This window comes from Kitasatospora sp. NPDC057542, from assembly GCF_042801945.1.
In the GTDB taxonomy this organism is placed as follows: Bacteria; Actinomycetota; Actinomycetes; order Streptomycetales; family Streptomycetaceae; genus Kitasatospora.
In genome coordinates this window covers 1-18,335 of the sequence record NZ_JBHVFE010000154.1, presented here as the reverse complement: position 1 = coordinate 18,335, position 18,335 = coordinate 1, and the positions used below count along the sequence as shown (strand labels likewise).

General features: G+C 75.0%; 20 protein-coding genes. 10 read left to right on the top strand and 10 right to left on the bottom strand.

Going from position 1 to position 18,335, the window contains the following annotated elements:
• Nucleotides 1-75: 75 nt before the first annotated feature.
• Complete coding sequence (locus tag ACFU7Y_RS20500) at nt 76-300, bottom strand: holin (RefSeq protein ID WP_224277736.1); 225 nt, start codon at nt 298-300, stop codon at nt 76-78.
• Between the two features lie 399 nt (nt 301-699).
• Between ACFU7Y_RS20500 and ACFU7Y_RS20495 the strand changes: the two genes are divergently transcribed.
• On the top strand, nt 700-1,161 hold the full coding sequence (locus tag ACFU7Y_RS20495) for a hypothetical protein (protein WP_380769157.1): 462 nt from the start codon (nt 700-702) through the stop codon (nt 1,159-1,161).
• 173 nt (nt 1,162-1,334) lie between these two features.
• Nucleotides 1,335-3,146, top strand: a complete 1,812-nt coding sequence (locus tag ACFU7Y_RS20490; protein ID WP_380769156.1) for a PQQ-binding-like beta-propeller repeat protein — start codon at nt 1,335-1,337, stop codon at nt 3,144-3,146.
• 92 nt (nt 3,147-3,238) lie between these two features.
• On the opposite strand, the gene ACFU7Y_RS20485 is transcribed toward ACFU7Y_RS20490, so the two are convergent.
• Nucleotides 3,239-3,610, bottom strand: coding sequence for a hypothetical protein (locus ACFU7Y_RS20485; RefSeq protein ID WP_224277747.1), 372 nt, complete (start codon nt 3,608-3,610; stop codon nt 3,239-3,241).
• 250 nt (nt 3,611-3,860) lie between these two features.
• On the opposite strand from ACFU7Y_RS20485, the gene ACFU7Y_RS20480 reads away from it, so the two are divergent.
• Nucleotides 3,861-4,625, top strand: coding sequence for a hypothetical protein (locus ACFU7Y_RS20480; protein WP_224277749.1), 765 nt, complete (start codon nt 3,861-3,863; stop codon nt 4,623-4,625).
• Nucleotides 4,626-4,883: 258 nt separating this feature from the next.
• Here ACFU7Y_RS20480 and ACFU7Y_RS20475 read toward each other — a convergent pair whose 3' ends face one another.
• Entirely contained in the window at nt 4,884-5,387 is a 504-nt protein-coding gene (locus ACFU7Y_RS20475; RefSeq protein ID WP_224277751.1) for a cupin domain-containing protein, read from the bottom strand.
• A 140-nt stretch (nt 5,388-5,527) separates the two neighbouring features.
• Nucleotides 5,528-5,992 (bottom strand): MarR family transcriptional regulator, encoded by a 465-nt coding sequence (locus ACFU7Y_RS20470; protein ID WP_380769154.1) that lies wholly within the window; start codon nt 5,990-5,992, stop codon nt 5,528-5,530.
• A 125-nt stretch (nt 5,993-6,117) separates the two neighbouring features.
• Between ACFU7Y_RS20470 and ACFU7Y_RS20465 the strand changes: the two genes are divergently transcribed.
• Complete coding sequence (locus tag ACFU7Y_RS20465) at nt 6,118-7,623, top strand: alpha/beta hydrolase (protein ID WP_224277755.1); 1,506 nt, start codon at nt 6,118-6,120, stop codon at nt 7,621-7,623.
• Nucleotides 7,624-7,672: 49 nt separating this feature from the next.
• Here the strand turns inward: ACFU7Y_RS20465 and ACFU7Y_RS20460 are convergent, their stop codons facing one another.
• On the bottom strand, nt 7,673-8,689 hold the full coding sequence (locus ACFU7Y_RS20460; protein WP_380769152.1) for an alpha/beta fold hydrolase: 1,017 nt from the start codon (nt 8,687-8,689) through the stop codon (nt 7,673-7,675).
• Between the two features lie 148 nt (nt 8,690-8,837).
• Between ACFU7Y_RS20460 and ACFU7Y_RS20455 the strand changes: the two genes are divergently transcribed.
• A complete protein-coding gene (locus tag ACFU7Y_RS20455) occupies nt 8,838-9,437 on the top strand; it encodes a helix-turn-helix domain-containing protein (protein ID WP_380769150.1) in 600 nt (199 codons plus the stop codon).
• A gap of 55 nt (nt 9,438-9,492) precedes the next feature.
• Here ACFU7Y_RS20455 and ACFU7Y_RS20450 read toward each other — a convergent pair whose 3' ends face one another.
• Nucleotides 9,493-10,386 (bottom strand): LysR family transcriptional regulator, encoded by an 894-nt coding sequence (locus tag ACFU7Y_RS20450; protein WP_224277761.1) that lies wholly within the window; start codon nt 10,384-10,386, stop codon nt 9,493-9,495.
• Nucleotides 10,387-10,451: 65 nt separating this feature from the next.
• Between ACFU7Y_RS20450 and ACFU7Y_RS20445 the strand changes: the two genes are divergently transcribed.
• Entirely contained in the window at nt 10,452-11,258 is an 807-nt protein-coding gene (locus tag ACFU7Y_RS20445) for an NAD(P)-dependent oxidoreductase (protein WP_380769148.1), read from the top strand.
• Between the two features lie 265 nt (nt 11,259-11,523).
• Complete coding sequence (locus tag ACFU7Y_RS20440) at nt 11,524-12,360, top strand: hypothetical protein (protein ID WP_380769146.1); 837 nt, start codon at nt 11,524-11,526, stop codon at nt 12,358-12,360.
• A 42-nt stretch (nt 12,361-12,402) separates the two neighbouring features.
• On the opposite strand, the gene ACFU7Y_RS20435 is transcribed toward ACFU7Y_RS20440, so the two are convergent.
• Nucleotides 12,403-12,795 (bottom strand): RidA family protein, encoded by a 393-nt coding sequence (locus ACFU7Y_RS20435; protein WP_224277767.1) that lies wholly within the window; start codon nt 12,793-12,795, stop codon nt 12,403-12,405.
• Between the two features lie 255 nt (nt 12,796-13,050).
• On the opposite strand from ACFU7Y_RS20435, the gene ACFU7Y_RS20430 reads away from it, so the two are divergent.
• Entirely contained in the window at nt 13,051-14,277 is a 1,227-nt protein-coding gene (locus tag ACFU7Y_RS20430) for an FAD-dependent monooxygenase (protein WP_380769145.1), read from the top strand.
• A gap of 97 nt (nt 14,278-14,374) precedes the next feature.
• Here ACFU7Y_RS20430 and ACFU7Y_RS20425 read toward each other — a convergent pair whose 3' ends face one another.
• Nucleotides 14,375-14,791, bottom strand: a complete 417-nt coding sequence (locus tag ACFU7Y_RS20425; protein WP_380769144.1) for a VOC family protein — start codon at nt 14,789-14,791, stop codon at nt 14,375-14,377.
• Between the two features lie 5 nt (nt 14,792-14,796).
• Complete coding sequence (locus ACFU7Y_RS20420; protein WP_224277777.1) at nt 14,797-15,264, bottom strand: helix-turn-helix transcriptional regulator; 468 nt, start codon at nt 15,262-15,264, stop codon at nt 14,797-14,799.
• Between the two features lie 37 nt (nt 15,265-15,301).
• Here ACFU7Y_RS20420 and ACFU7Y_RS20415 point away from each other — a divergent pair, with 37 nt between their 5' ends.
• Together ACFU7Y_RS20415 and ACFU7Y_RS20410 are read left to right on the top strand one after the other, a co-directional pair.
• Entirely contained in the window at nt 15,302-16,618 is a 1,317-nt protein-coding gene (locus tag ACFU7Y_RS20415; RefSeq protein WP_224277773.1) for a PP2C family protein-serine/threonine phosphatase, read from the top strand.
• 160 nt (nt 16,619-16,778) lie between these two features.
• The gene (locus tag ACFU7Y_RS20410; protein ID WP_224277779.1) at nt 16,779-17,357 is read left to right on the top strand and encodes a carbonic anhydrase; all 579 of its coding nucleotides are present in this window, start codon (nt 16,779-16,781) and stop codon (nt 17,355-17,357) included.
• Nucleotides 17,358-17,498: 141 nt separating this feature from the next.
• Here ACFU7Y_RS20410 and ACFU7Y_RS20405 read toward each other — a convergent pair whose 3' ends face one another.
• Nucleotides 17,499-18,092: a hypothetical protein gene (locus ACFU7Y_RS20405; RefSeq protein WP_380769142.1), complete on the bottom strand. Its 594-nt coding sequence runs from the start codon at nt 18,090-18,092 to the stop codon at nt 17,499-17,501.
• Nucleotides 18,093-18,335 lie beyond the last annotated feature (243 nt).

Here is an 18,335-nt window from a genome sequence, read left to right as displayed (position 1 = left end):
GGCCGACCGCATAGCGGCGGCCGGCACGCGGCGCTCGTTCAGGAGGAAGCGCGCCCCGGCAGGATGCCGGTTCGGTCAGTCCCGGCTGCGGGCCAGCAGCGCAGCCGAGTTCGGGTCGCCGACGAGGGTCGCCACCGCCCCCTTGACCACGGTCAGCGCGGCCGGCAGGGCCGCTACCGCCGCCGCCTTGAGCGCGCTGAACGACGTCAGGTCGAACCTGTCGGCCAGCAGCAGGCCGAGGAACGCCGCGGCGTACGTGGCGACGGTGCGCTCGACCAGGTCGATGATGAGCTTCCGCATGGTCAGAACTCCTTCGGGGTGAAGGTGGTGAGGTGCACGGTCATGGGCGCCCGGGTGGCGGCCGTTCGCCGGGGGCATGCCGTCCTGCCGGACCGCGGTGGGTGCCGGGGCCTGCCCGGGTCGGGTCCGGTCCGGGCGGTAGGGGGTCCGGGTACGGCGGCGCCGCGCGGGCCGTTGGGGTCGGCGGGTCGGAGGGCGTGCGCCATCGGGGGGTGGCGCCTGTGGTGTACACGTTCGCGCGGGTCGGATCCGACGACGGGCTCGGCGTCGATTCGTTGCCGGGTTCAGCCCTGCGCACGCCTCACCCCGGCGGGACGCTCAGTTCCACGGCGCGCCGGGCCCCACCCGGATCACCGGGCGCGTCGAGCCGCCGTCCACCTGGCCATCTAGTCTGACGGCATGACTCAAGCTCTGATGAACCGCTACCGCAATGCCGTGGAACCCCTGCTGGAACCGGGCGAGCACCTGTTGGACGTCGCGACGGTGGTGCCGGTGGCCGGGGCGCGCGGGGTCGGCGACGGGATGGGGGCACGGGTCGGCAACAAGCTGGGGCAACTCGGTGCGCTGTCAGGGCAGTCGGGCAGCCTCGCGAGCGGCTTTCCGACGACGACGGGCGGGGCGCGGACCAGGCTGCTGGCCGTCACCGACCGCCGGACCGCGTTCGTCACGACGCTGGACGTCCGCAAGGCCGGCGAGCTGCTGTGGCACGCTCCGCGGCAGCTGGTCCTGCGGGTGGAGCGGCGCCCGAGGCTGCAGGCGATGGCTCGGTTCCGGCTGCACTTCGCGGACGGCTCGGCGGTGTCGATGTACACCGCGCGGCGCCGCACGATCGAGGCCCTCGCCGATCACCTCGGACGTTAGGGCCCGGGACCTCCGGGTCCTCCGGGCCCGCCGCCCGCGATCCCCGGCACCCGAGAGCGAGCCCGCACGCTCGCGAACGGCCGGCGTACGCCGCCAGGTGCCGGTACGACACGGCAATGCTCCGTGTCCGCCCCACGCGATACGGTTCGTGGTCTCGCAACCGGAGGTGGGGCATGGGGCGTTGGGGAATCGGGGCGGAGCACGCCGAACTGCGCCGGCGTCGGGCCGAGCGGCAGCGCCTGGCGGCCGAACAGGGCTGGGACTTCCGCGAGGAGAGCCCGGAACTGGCCGAGCGCTGGCGCGGCGCCGTACTCGCCGGCGGCCGCGACGCCACGCCTCGCGCCCGGTTCGCGGCCGGCGGCGAACTCGACGGCCACCAGGTCACCGTGTTCGACTGGGTGCTCGGCCCGACCGGCGACGGCATACGCGCGGTCTACCTGGTCGAACTCCCCCAACCGCTCCCCTTGGTGGTGGTCTCCCGCCACACGCTGGGCATCGACACGGTGCTGCCGCTGCTACGCCGCAGCGTCCTGGAGACCGGCCACCACCTGTACCAGAGCGGCGACCTCGCGTACGACGCCGTCCACCTGGTCGACACCACCGATCCCGATGTCGCCGCACGCCTGCTGACCCCCACCGTCCGGGAGTACGCCGACGACCGCCGCTGGCTGGAGTGGCGCGTGGACGGCCGCTGGCTCTGCTACGTCGGCAACGACGGGCCCTCGGCAAGGACCGAGCAGCCGCTGTCCGTCCTGCGCTCGCTGACCCGCCTCGTCGAACTCGCCGACCCGGCCCTGTGGGGCGACCGCCGCCCCGAGCGGACGCACACCTCCCCCGCCGCCACGACACCACCGCCCACAACTATGCCCACGCCCACGGCCACCGGCCCGGCCGCCATGTACCGCGGCGGGCCTGCCCACACCGGCGTCCACCCCGAAGCCGCGGCCCCGCCCGGCTTCCGGCCCTGGAGCGTCCGTCTGCCCGACCGCCCCGGCTCCGCCCCCGTGGTCTGCGCCGGGACCCTCTACCAGACCGCCGGAGAGCACTGCTACGCCCTGGACGCGCTCACCGGCGAACTGCGCTGGCGCCACCGCGCACAGGACCGGATGACCCGCACCCCGGCCGTCGCGGACGGCACCGTCCACCTGGTCGGCGAGGACGGTCTGCTGCGCGCGCTCGGCACCGCCGACGGCGTCGAGCGCTGGAACACCCGCGTCGGCACCTCGGCCGCGCCCACCGTCGCCGACGGCGTGGTCTACGCCGTGAGCATGTCGGAGTTCTCGCTGCACCACACCCGCTCCAGCACGCTGGTCGCGACGGACGCGCGCTCCGGCCGAAGGCGGTGGGAGCAGCACCTGCCGGACGGCTCCTGCTCGGCGGCTGGGGTGGCCCAGGGCCTCGTCTATGTCACGGGCGTCAAGGGGCAGTTGGGTGCCTTCCGAGTGGAGGACGGCAAGCGGGCCTGGTACGACGACAACGCCGAGCGCTACCTCGCCCTGTGCTCGCCGAGCGTCGCGGACGGCACCGTCTACCTCGGCACCGGCGCCGGTCTGGTGCACGCCTTCGACGCGGCCACCGGCAAGCGGCGCTGGGGCGTCGAGGTCGGCGGCGGTGCGATCGACGACAGCCCGGCGATCACGGACGACCTGGTCCTCGTCGGCGACTCCCGGACCGGCGTCCACGCCCTGGAGCGGGCCACCGGCATGCGGCGCTGGCACCTCGCCGGCCCGCACGGGGCCTCCGCCGTCACGGTCAGCGGCGCCAACGCCTGGGTGGTCGGCGCGGCCCGCAACCGCGCGCTGATGCGGATCGACCCGGCCACAGGCACGGTGCACTGGCGGCGGGCCCTGGACGCCACGGCCGGCAGCCCGGTCTACGCGGACGGCGTGGTGTACGTGACCACCGCCAAGGGCACCGTCCTGGCGCTCGACGCCCTCACCGGCCGCCGCCCCGGCCTGCGGCAGCGCAGCCGGCGGATCGCCTGACGGCGGCGCCCCCGGCGGGACCACCTCGGTGGCTCTGACCGGATCTGTATGAACGGGCGTGTTGTTGCAGCTCGGCGGTCCGGCAATTGAACTCAGCCGGCGGCGCTCACCAGTTGTTCTGCCTTGGCGGCCGCTTCGTCAGCACTGGTGGTTTCGAGTTCCGCCGAGTACGACCCGTCGTGCGATGTCTGGACGTAGACGAGATAGCGCCCTTCGGGGACGAGCGCGATGGCGATGGCGAGGATGTCTCCGTCGCCGAGCCACCACTGGGGCCCTGTGCTGAACCGAAGCGATGCATGACTCGTGAACGGGTAGTAGCGGCCCAGCGAGGTGTTTCTCGCGGCGAGGACCAGGTCCTGCAGGATGGGCGGAACCCACGACCGGCCGGGAATCCGGCACAAGTCGTCCTGTTCCGCTGCTGCTTGGGTCTGGAAGTCCCACGCCTCGCTCAAAGGGTCGCTCACGCCTGGAATTCTGCCGTGGTTGTCCGTCTCCGGGAAGGTGTCGCTTTGATCCGGCGGAGCGGTCGGGCTGGTCCAGGACGCGAACGCGGGGAAGACGGAAGGGCGCCCGCCGCCCCAGTCCCGGCGGACGCGCTCGGCAACTGGTCAGGCACGGAGGGGAGTTGAGCACAGGAGCGGATTGCGGGGCCGGGCGCGGGCGGGGCAGGGTGTGGGCGCAGACGCGCGTGCGACCCGAGAGGATCCCCTGCTGGTGAAGAAGCTGCTGAAGGACGTGGCGACGAGCCTCGTCTACCTCGTCGTCATGCTGGTGAACCCGCTCCTCAACGGCGTGCAGGAGCTGCGGGCGCTGCACTGGCCCACCGAGCGGCGCAAGCTCAAGCTGGTCGACTCGCCGACGGCGCGGGCGGCCCGGGCGGCGGAGCGGGAGCGGATCCGGGGGCTGGTCGAGGCGCTGGGGGCGGTGGAGGGGGTCGAGCACGTGCTGACCCAGGTCCTGGACCAGTCCACCCGCCCGACGTTCCACGGCTCGGACCACCCCGGACACACGCTGCTGGTCTGCCGGATCTACGCCCGCGCCTACTTCGTGGTCCGGGAGGACGTCCTCGACGTCCTGCCCCGGATCGCGGCGGCGGACGTGGCCGAGTGGCAGGCCCACGGCCAGGGGCCGGATCCGAGCGGGAGCCTCGACCACGCGCTGCGCTGGTACCGCGACGGCGGCATCGACGCCAACGGCTGGCGGATGGGCTCCCCCTGCCTGTCCAGCCCCGGCGTGACGCTGACCTGGGACCGGCCCGGGATCCCGCCACGGGACCCGATTCCGGCGGGCCCGTACATCAACCGGCTCTTCGTGCTGGAGCAGACCCCGCCGGACGCGGACGCGGCGCAGCTGTTGAGCGAGGTCCGCGCGGACGGGCGGGGCGTGGTCCTGGAGCTGGTGTTCGGCGCGAACTGGGTCGCCTACTGCCAGTACCACAAGGTGGCGCGCGGCGGTTTCCTGGGGCGCGGGCGGCGCTGAGCCGGGCTTTCTTGGGGCAGGGGCCTTTTCGGGCAGCGCCCGGACCGGCCGGGGAAGGCCGTCCGGGCGTCCTCACCCGTTCAGCCGCGGCTCAGCACTGGGGGCGGCGGCCGTGGTTGGCCCCGCGCCTGGCCCTGGCCTTCTTCTTGCGGCGGCGCTTCGACGACATGGCCACTCCTCTCGCGACCGGGACACTCCCGGGGTACCACCGTTCCACACCCGGGCGGACCCGGCCCGTCGGGCGGCTGCGCGCGGGCCTCAGGCGCCGTCGCCCGCCAGGGCCGCCCGCCAGGCCGGGCTGTCCACGTAGTGGTTGTCGAAGCGTTCCGCCGAGGCGGCGATCGCGCCCGGGTCGCTCTCGCCGCGCATGACGCTGCCCAGCAGGCGCAGGTAGTCGAAGCGGTCCATGCCGGGGGTGAACACGCACAGCACGTCGGCCTCGGCGCCCGGGGCGGCGGCGAAGGCGTGCGGGGTGTGCGGGGGCACGGCGAGGAAGTCGCCCGCGCCCAGCACGGTGACCTCCTCGCCGACCAGCACCCGCAACGAGCCGCTGATCACGAAGAAGAGCTCCCACGCCCGGGTGTGGAGGTGGGCGGGCGCTCCGGCGGCGCCGGCGGCGAAGGTGGAGCGGTAGACGGTGAAGCCGCCCTCCGCCGGGGCCGAGTCGGCCAGCAGCGTCATGGTGGCGCTCGGGTCGGTGCAGGTCTCGGCCTCGGCGCAGCGGGTCAGTACGGGGGCGGCGGTGTTCTTCGTCGTCGTCATGTGACCAACCTACGGCCGGAAAGACCCCCGATCATGTGGCAATCAGCGACCGTTTACGTGGGTCAATTCCCTCCTGTGCCCGGGCGACACAGGAGGCCCGGGACCGGGGTCCGGGGGCTCCTCCGCCGCGTCGGGAAAGGTCAGTCGGGGAGGTTGCCGTTGCCGCCCAGGTTCGCCGCCATGCGGCGCAGCACGTTGATCGTGGTCACGAATTCGTCGGTGTCGATGCCCTCGTGGGCGCGCTCGTTGATCTTCAGGTTGCGTTCGCGGGCGCGCAGGCGGCCGGCCTCGCCTTCCGCGGTCAGCGTGAACGCCCCGGCGGCGTCCTCGGTCAGCCAGCCGCGGGTGATCAGGTCGTCGAAGACGGCGTCGAAGGCGGCGTCCTGGTCGTCGTACGGGGTGAGCCGCTCGATCAGGGTCGTGCGGGTCCATCCGCCGGGGCGGCCGGCCGCGTGGTTGAGTGTCCACCAGTGCGGCTGGGTGAGGCCTTCCACGGCCAGCTGCTTGCGCAGGCCTTCCACCACCACGCGGCGGTAGACCTCGCCCGTCCAGGCCCCGATGGGCTGGGCGGCGATGATCTGCGGCTCGTAGGTCTTGATCGTCATGTCCGGTGCTCCTTCAACTGATCGTCAGGACGCGACCGACCGTAGGACCTCAAGCCGACTTGAGGTCAAGGCGAATCCGGGGGCCTGATCCCTGTGGTGGTCAACTCCCTTCTAGGCTGGCCCACATGAAGACCGCACCGGCGCTCGCCACCGCTCTCGCCCTGTCCGCGGCCACCGTGCTCACCGCGGCCGGCCCTGCCTCCTCGGCTCCGTCGGCCGCCTCGGACCCGCTGGAGCGCTACCACCGCCAGCCGCTCGCCTGGGCCGTCTGCCAGGACCCGCAGCTGGCGGCCGCCGGCGCCGAGTGCGCGGCCCTGACCGTCCCGCTGGACTACCGAGAGCCGCGGGGCCGCACCCTGTCGCTCGCCGTCTCCCGGGTCCGGTCCGCCGACCCCGCGGGGCGCCGCGGCATACTCCAGACCAACCCCGGCGGCCCCGGCGAGCGCGGGCTGGGCATGCCGGTCGCGCTGCGGGAGCAGATGGCGCCCGGGACGGCGGCGGCCTTCGACATCGTCGGCATGGACCCGCGCGGGGTCGGCGCCGGCGGCGGCCTGGACTGCGGTCTCACGCGCGGCACTTGGCTTCGCTCGGCCGGCGCCGGCAGGGCGGGCTTCGAGCAGGCCTGGCGCATGGCCAAGGCCGACGCGGACGCCTGCTGGAACAAGTACCCCGACCTGCTGCCGCACCTGACCACCCGCAACACCGCCCGGGACGTCGACGTGCTGCGCGCGGCGATGGGCGAGCAGCGGACCTCCTTCTTCGGGCAGTCCTACGGCGCGCTGCTGGGCGCGGTGTACGCGCAGTTGTTCCCGCAGCGCGTCGACCGGCTGGTGCTGGACAGCGCGCTCGACCCGGCGCGGTACGGCATCGGGGCGTTCCAGGACATGGCCGGTGCCAACGAGCGTGCCCTGGACGGCTTTTCCGCCTGGGCCGCGCCGCAGGACGCCGTCTACCGTCTGGGCTCCACCCCGGCGGCGGTGCGGGCGACCGTCGAGGACCTGGTGCGCCGGGCCGAGGCCGCGCCGATCGCCGTCGACGGCTACCGGCTCGACGGCGCCCTGCTGCCGGTCCTGCTCGCGTTCTGCCAGGGCGACGACCGCGACAACGCCGCCTACGCGGACGTGCTGCGGCAGCTGCTGGACGCCGCCGACGGCAAGCCGGTCCAGGCGGGCCCGGCGCTGCACGAGTTGCTGACCGTGCTCCTCGCCCCGGGCCCGGACGGCGGCGTCGGTCTCTCGTCCACGGTCGGCATCCTGTGCGACGACGTGGCGATGCCGCGCTCGTCCGCGTGGTACCGCGAGGCCGTCGGGCGCTCCCGCGCCGCCGAGCCGGTCTTCGGCCCGGTGTACAACGGCCCCACCCCGTGCGCTTCCTGGCGCAGCGCCCCGCTGGAGCCGCCCGTCGAGGTGCGCAACGCCGTCCCCGCCCTCCAGCTCCACGCCACCGGCGACAGCCACGCCCCCTACCAGGGCGCGCTCGCCCTGCACTCCCGTCTGCCCGGCTCCCGCCTGGTCACCGTCCCGGGCCGCGTCCACACCCTCTACCTCAACGGCTACGACGCGTGCGCCGACCGGGCCGTCGACGCCTACCTGTCGACGGGCGTGCTGCCGGCCGCGGACACCGTCTGCTGACCAGGGCGGTCCTGCGGCCGGTCTGCGGCTGCGGCGGTGCCGTCGTCCGCTACCGCCGGGGCGCCGGCGGGGCCACCTTCGCGAGCCAGGAGGTCAGCAGGCGGTTGACCTCCCGGGGGCGTTCCTGCTGGACCCAGTGGCCGCAGCCGTCCAGGATGTGGGAGGAGAGCAGGCCGGGGAGCGTGGCCGGGTGGGCGTCGATGGCGTCGGCCATCCAGGTCGTGGAGGCGTCCAGGGCGCCGCCGACGAACAGGGACGGCTGGGTGAGGGGGGATCCGTCGAGGTCGGCGAGGTCCTCCCAGTCGCGGTCCATGTTCCGGTAGCGGTTGAGTGCTCCGGTCATGCCGGTGCGCTCGAACTCCCCGGCGTAGTGGTCGAGATCGGCTTCGGTGAGCCAGGAGGGCAGCCGGTCCGCGGGGAACCGCTCGCGCAGTGTCCCGCCGCCGCTGACGAAGTGCGGGTCGGGCTGCCCCGGCGCCGGCATGGTGTCGGCGGACAGGGCGGCGTAGAACCCGGCGAGCCAGCCCCGGACGTCGGGTTCGATCTCGGCCTCGGCCCGGCCCGGCTCCTGGAAGTAGGAGACGTAGAACTCCTGCTCCCCGGCCCCTTGGCCGCCGCTCATCCGCGCGAAGACGTCGCTGGGGCGGGGGCCGCCGGGCGGGGTGTAGGGGACGCTGAGCAGGCCCACCGCGTGGAAGACCTCGGGGTGGAGCAGGGCGGAGGCGGCCGCGATGTTCGCGCCCCAGTCGTGCCCGATGATCACCGCCGTCCGCTCGCCCAGGGCGTGCACCAGGGCGAGGTTGTCCTCGACGAGGGCGCGCATCCGGTACTCCCGCGTCGCGGAGGGCCTGGAGGACCGGCCGTAGCCGCGCACGTCGAGTGCGACCGCGCGGTGCCCCGCCGCGGCGAGGGCCGGGAGCTGGTGGCGCCAGGAGTACCAGGACTCGGGGAAGCCGTGGACGAGCAGGACCAGCGGCCCGGCGCCCTGCTCGACCAGGTGCAGCCGTCCGGCGGGGGCGTCGACGGTGCGGTGGCGCAGGCCTGTGGACGGTTCGGGCTGGTGCATGGCTTCTCCTCGGGGTGCCGGTGGCCGCGGTTGCGCACCGATCATGCGGTGCGGCGGCCGGGGGATGCGACCGGCCTTGACGTTTTGGCAAACTTGCAGGACAGGGGCGGTCTGCGTGGGCCCCGCACCGAGGAGGGGAGGAGTCGCGATGGCCGAGGACGGCATCGCCGGTGTGCTGGCCGCCATGGGGGACCGGCTGCGGGCCGTACGGGAACGGCACGGCCACACCCTCACCGAGGCGAGCCGCGCGACCGGCGTCGGCCTCAGCACGCTGTCGCGGGTCGAGAACGGCCGGCGCAAGCCGAACCTGGAACTGCTGCTGCACCTGGCGAGGGCCTACGGCGTCTCGTTGGACGAGCTCGCCGGCCTCGCGCCCGCCGCGCCGCGCGAGGCGCCCCGGCCCGTCCCCCGCCGCCCGGCGGACGGCAAGGCGGTGCTGCCGTTGACCCGGTACGTCGGGGGTCTGCACGCCCACAAGCACGTCCTGCCCGCCACCGACGACCCGCCGTCGCGGCCACGGCAGGTGTCGCACGAGGGGTACGAGTGGCTGTGCGTGCTCTCCGGCCGCTTGTGGCTGGCGCTCGGCGAACACGACCTCGTCCTCACCGCCGGGGAGGTCGCCGAGTTCGACACCCGCACCCCGCACGGGGTCGCCAACGCCGGACGCGGCGGGCCGGCCGAATACCTGATCATGTTCGGACCGCAGGGCGAACGCCTGCGCCCGCGCGTGCGTCCGACGGCCGACTGAGGCGGCGCCACGGCCCGCGAGGGGTGTTGCGGGAACTCCCGTGCCCGACCCGCCGTCAACGGCCCGCGGCGGCCTCCCGCAGGAACGCCCCGAAGGCCTCGACCGCCGGCGGCACCCGCTGCCCGCGCCGCGTCACGGTGTACACCTGCCGCACCGGGGTGTCGTCCGGGTGCAGCGGGATGAGGGCGATGCCGGGGCGGCCGACGCGGGCGGCCAGGGAGGGGATGAGGGTGGCGCCCAGTCCCGCTGCGACCAGGCCGAGTTTGGCGGTCCAGGCGGAGACCGCGTACTCGATGCGGGGCTGGAAGCCGCTGCGGACGCAGGCGGCGAGGAGGGTGGATTCGGCGTGCCGGCGGGCGGCGATCCACGGTTCGTCGGCGAGGTCGGCCAGCCGCAGGCGGCGGCGTCCGGCGAGGCGGTGCCCGCGCGGGAGGGCGACCAGCACCGGGTCCTCCATCAGCGGACGGAAGTCGAACTGATCGCCTTCGTCGGCGAGTTCGGTGTACGAGGCGACCAGGGCGAGGTCGATCGCGTCCTCGCGCAGCAGGTCCAGCAGGTGCGCTGCCAGCCCCTCGGTGAGGCTGATCGCCACGTCCGGGTGGGCGGCGCGGAAAGCGGCGAGGGCGCCGGGGACGAGGGCGGCATTGGCGCTGTCGAAGGCGCCCACCCGCAGCCTCCCGGCGGTGAGTTCGGTGAGCGCGTCCAGGTCGCGCCGGGTGGTGTCGAGCCGCTCCAGCATCGCCTCGGCGTGCGGCAGCAGCGCACGTCCGTGCTCGGTCAGCCGCACGCCGCGCGCCAGCCGGTCGAACAGTGGCGTGCCCAACTCCCGTTCCAGGGTGGCGATCTGCCGGGAGATCGCGGACTGGGTGAAGCCCAGCCGCTCGCCGGCGGCGGTGAAGGAGCCCAGGTGCGCGACGGTGCGGAAGACGTCCAGCCAAGCCATGTCCATCCGGCATGACTACCATGCGGGACATTCGCTTGTCGCCTGGCTCATGGCTTCCTAGCGTGGTGGCCATGAAGAAGATCGCTTTTCTGGGGCTGGGCCGGATGGGCCTGCCGATGGCCCGTCGACTCGCCGCCGCCGGCTACCCGTTGACCGTCTGGAACCGCTCCCCCGGCCGCGCCGGGGACCTCACCGAGGCCGCCACCCCGGCCGGGGCCGTGCGCGGCGCGGACGTCGTCGTCACCATGCTGTCCGACCCGGCGGCCGTCGCCGAGGTGGCCGGACGGTTCACGGCCGAGCTGGCTCCGGGCACGCTGTGGATCGACATGTCCTCGATCGGCCCGGAGGCCACCGCCGGCCTGCGCGCCCGACTGCCCGACGGCGTCGTCCTGGTGGACGCCCCGGTGATCGGCAGCGTGGGCCCGGCCGCCACCGGCGACCTGGTGGTCTTCGCGGGCGGCGAGGACGCCGACCTGGACCGCGCGCAGCCCGTCCTGGAGCACCTGGGCCGGGTGCGGCGCTGCGGCGGCCCGGGCTCGGGCGCGGCGCTGAAGGTGGTGGTGATCGGCGCGATCGTCGCCTGCGTCACCGCGCTTGGCGACGTCCTCGCGGCGGGCGAGGAGTTGGGCGTTCCGCAGGAGCAGGCGCGGGAGGTGCTGTCGGCCGGGCCGCTCGCGGGGGTGGCGGCCCGGGCGTTCAGCACGGAGTCGGACTTCCCGGTCCGCCTCGCCGCCAAGGACCTCGCCCTGGCCGGCGGCGGCCCGGTGCTGACGGCGGCCCGCGAGGTGTTGCTGGCGCACCCGTCGATCGCCGAGCAGGACCTGTCGGCGGTGGTGGGGGCGCTGCGCCGGACGGCACGGGCCGCGACCACCGCCTGAACTCCGGCAGGAAAGCGCCCGCCCGATCGCGGGGCCCGCGCCCGACGGCCCGTGGCGTCGTGGCGGCGGGCGACAACCACCACCCGAAACCCCGGCGCCGGACCCATCCGCCGAGGCGAGCCCCACGCCCCACCACCCCGCCTCGAATCCCCCACCCGTCAACACCAGCCCCCGCAAACTCACCCGATCGAGCGCCCGGCGCTCAGGAACACCCCGGCGGCCCGTAGCGTCGTGACGACGGGCGGCCCGGGGCTGCTCAGGAGGGATGGCGGGAGTGCGGGTCGGGCGAGTGCCGGGGCTGGTGGCGGCAGTGGTGCTGGTGCTGGCGGCGGGGTGCGGCGGCACGCCGCCGCAAAGCGGGGACGTCCCACCGCCGGGGCGGGACGACGGACAGCCATTGGCACTGGTGTACCGGGGGCCGGCGGCCTGCGAGGGGTGCCCGGAGGCGGCAGAGGGGCTGCTGGAGCGGGCCGGGTTCGCGGTGCGGTTCGTCGGGCCCGGGGAGCAGGTGCGGTTCGGCCCGGCGGCGCTGACGGGCGTGGCGCTGTACGTGCAGCCCGGCGGCACCAACGGGCAGGAGGTGGCCACCGCGTGGAGCCTGCTGGCGCGCGACCCGGGCTTCTCCCCGGACCTGGTGCGCACCTACGTCCGCGGCGGCGGGCGCTTCCTGGGGCTGTGCATGGGCGGTTACCTGGCCGGCGACCCGGGATTCGACCTCCTGCCGGGCGACTCCGGGCAGTACATCCGCTCCCCGGATGCGACCGTCACCGACGAGCGGGACCGCCTGGTCGACGTCCTGTGGCGCGGCCGCCCACAGCGGATGTACTTCCAGGACGGCCCGTACTTCGACCTCGACGGCCCGGGCACGGACGTGCTCGCCCGCTACCCCAACGGCCGCACCGCCGCCGCCGTCACCCCGTACGGGCGGGGCCGGGTCGCGGTCAGCGGCCCGCATCCGGAGGCACCCGCCGAGTGGTACCGCGACTACGAGCTGCCCGACCAGTCGCAGGCCGGCCTCGCCCTGGGCGAGGACCTGCTGCGCACCCTGATGGCCGACCCGACCGCCCCGGCGTCCACGCCCACGCCCACGCCCGCACGCTGATCCTGCCGTCCCGTCGGCCGACCCGGCCGCCCTGCCCGTCCGTCAGCCGATCACCGCGTCCACCTCGACCTCGACCAGCCACCGCTCGTCGATGAAGCGCGACACCTCCACGAAGGTGGTGACCGGGCGGATCTGCGCGAAGCGCTCGCCGTGGGCGCGCGCGGCCTCCCGCCACTGGCTCATGTCGGTGAGCATGATGCGGGTCCGCACCACGTCCGCGAGCGTGGCGCCCGCCTCCCGCAGGGCGGCCTCGGCGATGTCCAGGCAGCGGACGGTCTGGGCGTGGACGTCGCCCTGGCCGACCGTCGTGCCGTCATCGCCGAGCGGGGCGGTGCCCGCGACCGCGACGTGGTTCCCCTTGCGCACGGCCCGGGAGAAGCCGATCCGCGGTTCGAGGGGGGAGCCGGAACTGACTGTCTGTCGAGTGCTGTCCATCGCACCATGGTGCCGCACCGGGGTGCGCGTCGAGCCGTGATCACGTGCGCGTCGGACGAGGCCTTCGGTGACCGGCCCCGCTCGGCGCCGGCCCCGGGCAGTGCACTAGTGCACCTGGCGGGCCGCCCGCCTGCACGAAGGCTCCCGCAGGCCGCCCGACCTGCCGCAAGGCACTTCACCGCACTAGTGCACCAGCCTCAAATCCCGCAGCAAAAAGGCTTGTTGGAGGAATGCGTACGGCGTACATTCCTCCGCATGGACAACCGCACCACCGACACCGACATCCTCGTCTCCGGCGCCGGCATCGCCGGTCCCGCCCTCGCCTACTGGCTGCGCCGCCACGGCTTCACCCCCACCGTCGTCGAGCGCGCCCCCGCCCCGCGCCCCGGCGGGCAGGCCGTCGACCTGCGCGGCGCCGGGCGCACCGTGATCGAGCGGATGGGCCTGATGGAGCGGGCCCGCGCGCTGTGCGTCGAGCAGCGCGGCATGGCCCTGGTCGACCGGCGAGGGCGGACCACCGCCCGGATACCCGTCGAGCTGTTCGAGGGCGAGGGCATCGTCTCCGAGATCGAGATCCTCCGCGGCGACCTCGCCGACCTGCTGCGCGAGGCCACCGACGGCGTCGAGTACCTCTGGGACGACACCGTCACCGCGCTCGACCAGCACGCCGACGGCGTCACCGTCACCTTCGAGAACGCCCCCGCCCGCCGCTTCGCCCTGGTCGTCGGCGCGGACGGGCTGCACTCCGCGGTCCGCCGCCTCGCCTTCCCGGGCGACGGCGCCCACCGCCCCCTCGGCGGCTACCACGCCTGGTTCACCGTCCACGACCCCGCCCTCGCCCTCGCCCTCGACGGCTGGTTCCTGATGTACAACGCCCCCGGCGGCCTCGTCGCCGGTGCCCGCCCCGGACGGCTGCCCGGCGAGGTCAAGGCCTCCCTCGGCCTGCGCTGCGCGCCCCTGGCGTACGACCGCCGCGACACCGCCGCCCAGCGGCGCCTGCTCGCCGAGCGCTTCGCCGGCGCCGGCTGGGAGGTCGACCGGCTGCTCGCCGGGATGCACACCGCCGGGGACTTCGCCTTCGACTCCTTCGGCCAGATCCGCCTCGACCACTACAGCCGCGGCCGTGTCGCCCTGCTCGGCGACGCCGGCTACAGCCCCAGCCCCCTCACCGGCCTCGGCACCAGCCTCGCCCTGGTCGGCGCCTACCTGCTGGCCGGCGAACTCGCCGCCGCCGCGGGCGACTTCCGCCGCGCCTTCGCCCGCTACGAGGAGCTGATGCGCCCCTACGTGACCCGCGCCCAGGAACTGCCGCCCGGCGGCCTGAACGGCTACGCGCCCGACAGCGCCCTGATGATCCGCCTGCGCGCCGCCTCCATGCGCTGGATGGGCCGCTGGCCGCTGCGCCCCGTCCTGGCCGCCCAGTTCGCCAAGGCCGGCGACATCGCCCTGCCCGACTACCCCGTCCCGGCCCGCTCCGCCTGAACCCGCACCCCGCGCACCCGTGCGGGCCGGATCGAACGCCCCCTTGCGCCGCCGGATCCGGCCCGTCCGACCGCCGCCGCGCGCCTACGGCCGGCCGCTACCTCGTACGCGGCTGGTTGAAGCGCAGCATGTTGCCCGACGGGTCGCGGAAGGCGCAGTCGCGCACCCCGTAGGGCTGGTCCATCGGCTCCTGCAGGACCTCGGCGCCGGCCGCCCGCAGCCGCTCGAAGGTGGCGTCGCAGTCGTCGGTGCGGAAGATGACGCCGCGCAGCAGCCCCTTGGCGAGGAGTTCGGCGGCGGCCTGGCGGTCGCTCTCGGAGGCGTGCGGGTCGGCCAGCGGGGGCTCCAGGACGATCTCGACGCCGGGCTGGTCGGGCGAGCCGACGGTGACCCAGCGCATGCCCTCGAAGCCGACGTCGTTGCGCACCTCGAAGCCGAGGACGTCCCGGTAGAAGGCGAGCGCCCGGTCGTGGTCGTCGACGGCGATGAAGCACTGCGCGAGTTCGATGCTCATGCCCGTCACGCTACGGGAGCGCCGGGGGCGCCGTCCCGCCGGGCGCCCTTCGCCGCCTCCTTCGCCGTCTCCTTCGCTTCCGCGCGCCGCACCGGACGGGTGCGGATCTTGGCGATGCAGGCCGGGATCGCCGCGCCCTCCTCGTGGTCGCCGGCCCGGTAGGCGCTGGGGCTCTGCCCGACCAGCTCGGTGAAGCGGGTGCTGAAGGAGCCCAGCGAGGTGCAGCCCACCGCCATGCACACCTCGGTCACGCTCAGGTCCCCGCGCCGCAGCAGCGCCTTGGCCCGCTCGATCCGGCGGGTCATGAGGTAGCTGTACGGGGTCTCGCCGTAGGCGGCACGGAAGCTGCGCGAGAAGTGGCCGGAGGACATCAGCGCGGTGCGCGCCAGCGCCGGCACGTCCAGCGGCTGCGCGTACTCGCGGTCCATCCGGTCCCGGGCCCGGCGCAGCCGCACGAGGTCGTCGAGCGGCACGCGGTTCGCGGGGGACACACGGGAGGGTGGGGACGAGGTGGACACACCGGCCACCGTACCGAGTGCCACCGACAGACGGCTTGCCCACCCGGTGTCCCCCGCACGGCGCAGCCCGCTCGCGCCCGCCCTGCCGCGCCGACCACCCTGGAGCAACGGCCGGACGGCGGAAAGGGCGGCAGGGGTGGACGGCGACGACCAGCGATCCGCCGCCCCGCGCGCGCCCGGCAACCGGACGGTGGCCCTCGGCGTGCTGGCCGCCACCGCCGTCGCGCTGCTCGTCCAGGCGGTCAGCGGCACCGGCTCGCGCCTGGTGCTGCTGCTGGTGTTCCTGCCCGCGCTGCTGGCGGGCCTGGGCACCGTCGCCCAGACGGTGGCCGTCTCGGTGTGGGTGACCGCCGTGGTCGTGGTCCACTCGGTGCTGTTCCCGCCCGGCGACCTGACGGCCCGGCTGGGCACCCTGCTGGGCGTGATCGCCGCCGAGGGCGCGGTGATCGGCCTGTGCGCGCGGCGGGTGCGGCGCGAGCGGCAGCTGTCCCGGATGCGGCAGAGCGCCGTCGCCCTCCAGCGCCAGCTGCTGCGCCCGCTGCCCGTCACCACGTCGGACGTGCGCCTGGACGGGCTGTACCGGCCGGTGGAGCAGGACGCCCTGGTCGGCGGCGACCTGTACGACATCGCCGCCACCCCGCACGGCACCCGGGTGCTGGTCGGCGATGTCCAGGGCAAGGGCCTGCCCGCGATCGGGACGGGCTTCGCGGTGCTGAGCGCCTTCCGGGAGGCGGCCTTCCGCGAGCCGCACCTGGCCGCCGTCGCCGACGCCCTGGAGGCGGCGGTGGAGCGGCACAACGCCTACGCGGTGCAGAGCGGCGAGCAGGAACGGTTCGTCACGGCCACCGTGCTGTGCGTCCGCGGCCCCGGCGGGGAGGAGGAGCGCTCCGCCACCGAGGTGCGGGCCGTCAACTGCGGCCATCTCTCCCCCTACCTGCTGCACCCGGACGGCCGCGTCGAGCCCGTCCCGCTGGATCCCGGGATCCCGCTGGGCCTCGCCGCGCTGGCCGCCCCCACCGGCGGCCTGCGGCCCGTGCGGCGCTTCGCGCTGCCCGGGGACGGAGTACTGGTGCTGCTCACCGACGGCATCACCGAGGCCCAGGACGCCTCCGGCATGTTCTACCCGGTCGAACGGGGCCTGGCCGACCTCGCCGCCACCCCCGCCGACGCCCTGCCCGAGGCCCTCGACCGACGGGCCCGCCACTGGAGCGGCGGCCACAGCCGCGACGACGTCACCGTCCTCGCCGTGCGCCCCGCCCGTAGCCGCCCGGCCGCCGACGGCGGGTCGCGTCCGCCGTCCGCACCGTGACCCCCGGCTGCGGGCTCCACCTGCGGCGATCTAGGGTGCTGGCATGATCCCCACACCGATATCCGCACCCGAGCCCGGCCCGGTCTCCCCCCGGGCGGACGGCTCGCCGCAAGGCCCGACGGACGACTTCCTGACCGACCCCGCCCAGGCACTGCGGGTGATGATGGAGGGCAACGCCCGCTTCGTCGCGGGCAACCCCGAGCACCCCAACCAGGACGCCGGGCGCCGCGCGGCGCTCGCCCCGGCGCAGCGGCCCTTCGCGGTGCTGTTCGGCTGTTCGGACTCCCGGCTGGCCGCCGAGATCATCTTCGACCGGGGTCTGGGCGACCTGTTCGTGGTGCGCACCGCCGGGCACGTCACCGGTGCGGAGGCGCTGGGCAGCATCGAGTACGGGGTGGGCGTGCTGGACTGCCCGCTGGTGGTGGTGCTGGGGCACGACTCCTGCGGTGCGGTGGCGGCGGCGCTGGACTCCCTGGAGCAGGGGCGGCTGCCGGGCGGCTTCGTCCGGGACGTGGTGGAGCGGGTGACCCCGAGCGTGCTGTCCGCCAGGGCGGCGGGCATCGAGGACCGGGACGGGATCGTGGACGAGCACATCCGTCAGACCGTGGACCTGCTGGTGGAGCGCTCGCAGACGCTGGCCGCCCGGATCGCCGAGGGGAAGGTGGCGGTGGTGGGCCTGTCCTACCGGCTGCGCGACGGCCGGGCCCGGCTGGTCGCCGCCCAGGGGCCGGTGGGCTGACGGCGGGTCCGCCGCCCGTCCTCGGGACCCGGATGTCCGGCCGAACGGGATGTCCGGCCCTTCCGCCGCCGGGGCCGGTGCCCGGGGTGGGCCGCGTCCACGGCCCACCCCGGCGCACCGCTCACCGCCGTACGCCCCCGCTCACGGCGCGATGGTCGCCCCGCAGGAGTCGCACACCCGCGTCGCGGGCAGCTGGAGGAAGCAGGTCGGGCAGATCGCCGGCGGGCGCGGCGGGGCGGTGGCGGCGGCCTTGCGCTCCACCGAGGCGCGCAGGCGCGGGGCCAGGGCGGGCGTGCCGCCGTCGGCGGGCAGGTCGGCGCCGAAGTGCCGGTAGCAGGCCAGGCGGGCGGCGGCCGCGTGCTGCTCGCGGTCCATCTCCGCGGCCACCGGCGGCTGTCCGGCCACCGCCAGCACCTCCTGGTAGCCGGGGCCGACCTTGCCGTCCGTGGCGTGCACCACCAGGGCGGTCAGCGGTGGGTCGCCGCGCCGGTGCGCCTCGCGGATCACCAGGGACAGCACCTTGCCGATCCAGTGCCGCTGGTTGACCCGGGTGCGCACCCCGGAGGCCTCCTGCACCGCCTCGGCCAGGTCCGCGTAGGTGATCACCGCGTGGTAGCGGCGCGCCACCTCCACCAGGGCGGGGTAGGCCGCCCTGGTCCACACGATGTGCGCCTGGCCGGCGCTGACCGCCGAACCGTCCGACGCCCGCCAGTAGCCGTGCTGCTGCTCCGTCATCCGCCCACCCATGTCCGTCTTGTCCGTGTCTGTCCTCCGCAGGCCCCCGCCGGGAGCGAGGCTACCCCGCCCCGGAGCGGCACCCTCGGGCGGGGCCTCGCCTCGGATGGGGCTTGACTTCAAGTGCTGTTGAAGTCGTGGAATGGGTGCCGACCGCAGCCGTACGGGCATCGCGGTCGATGCCCCGCCCGTACGGACCCCGTACCGGGGCCGGGGCCGCCGCCTTCCCGATCGTGCCGACGG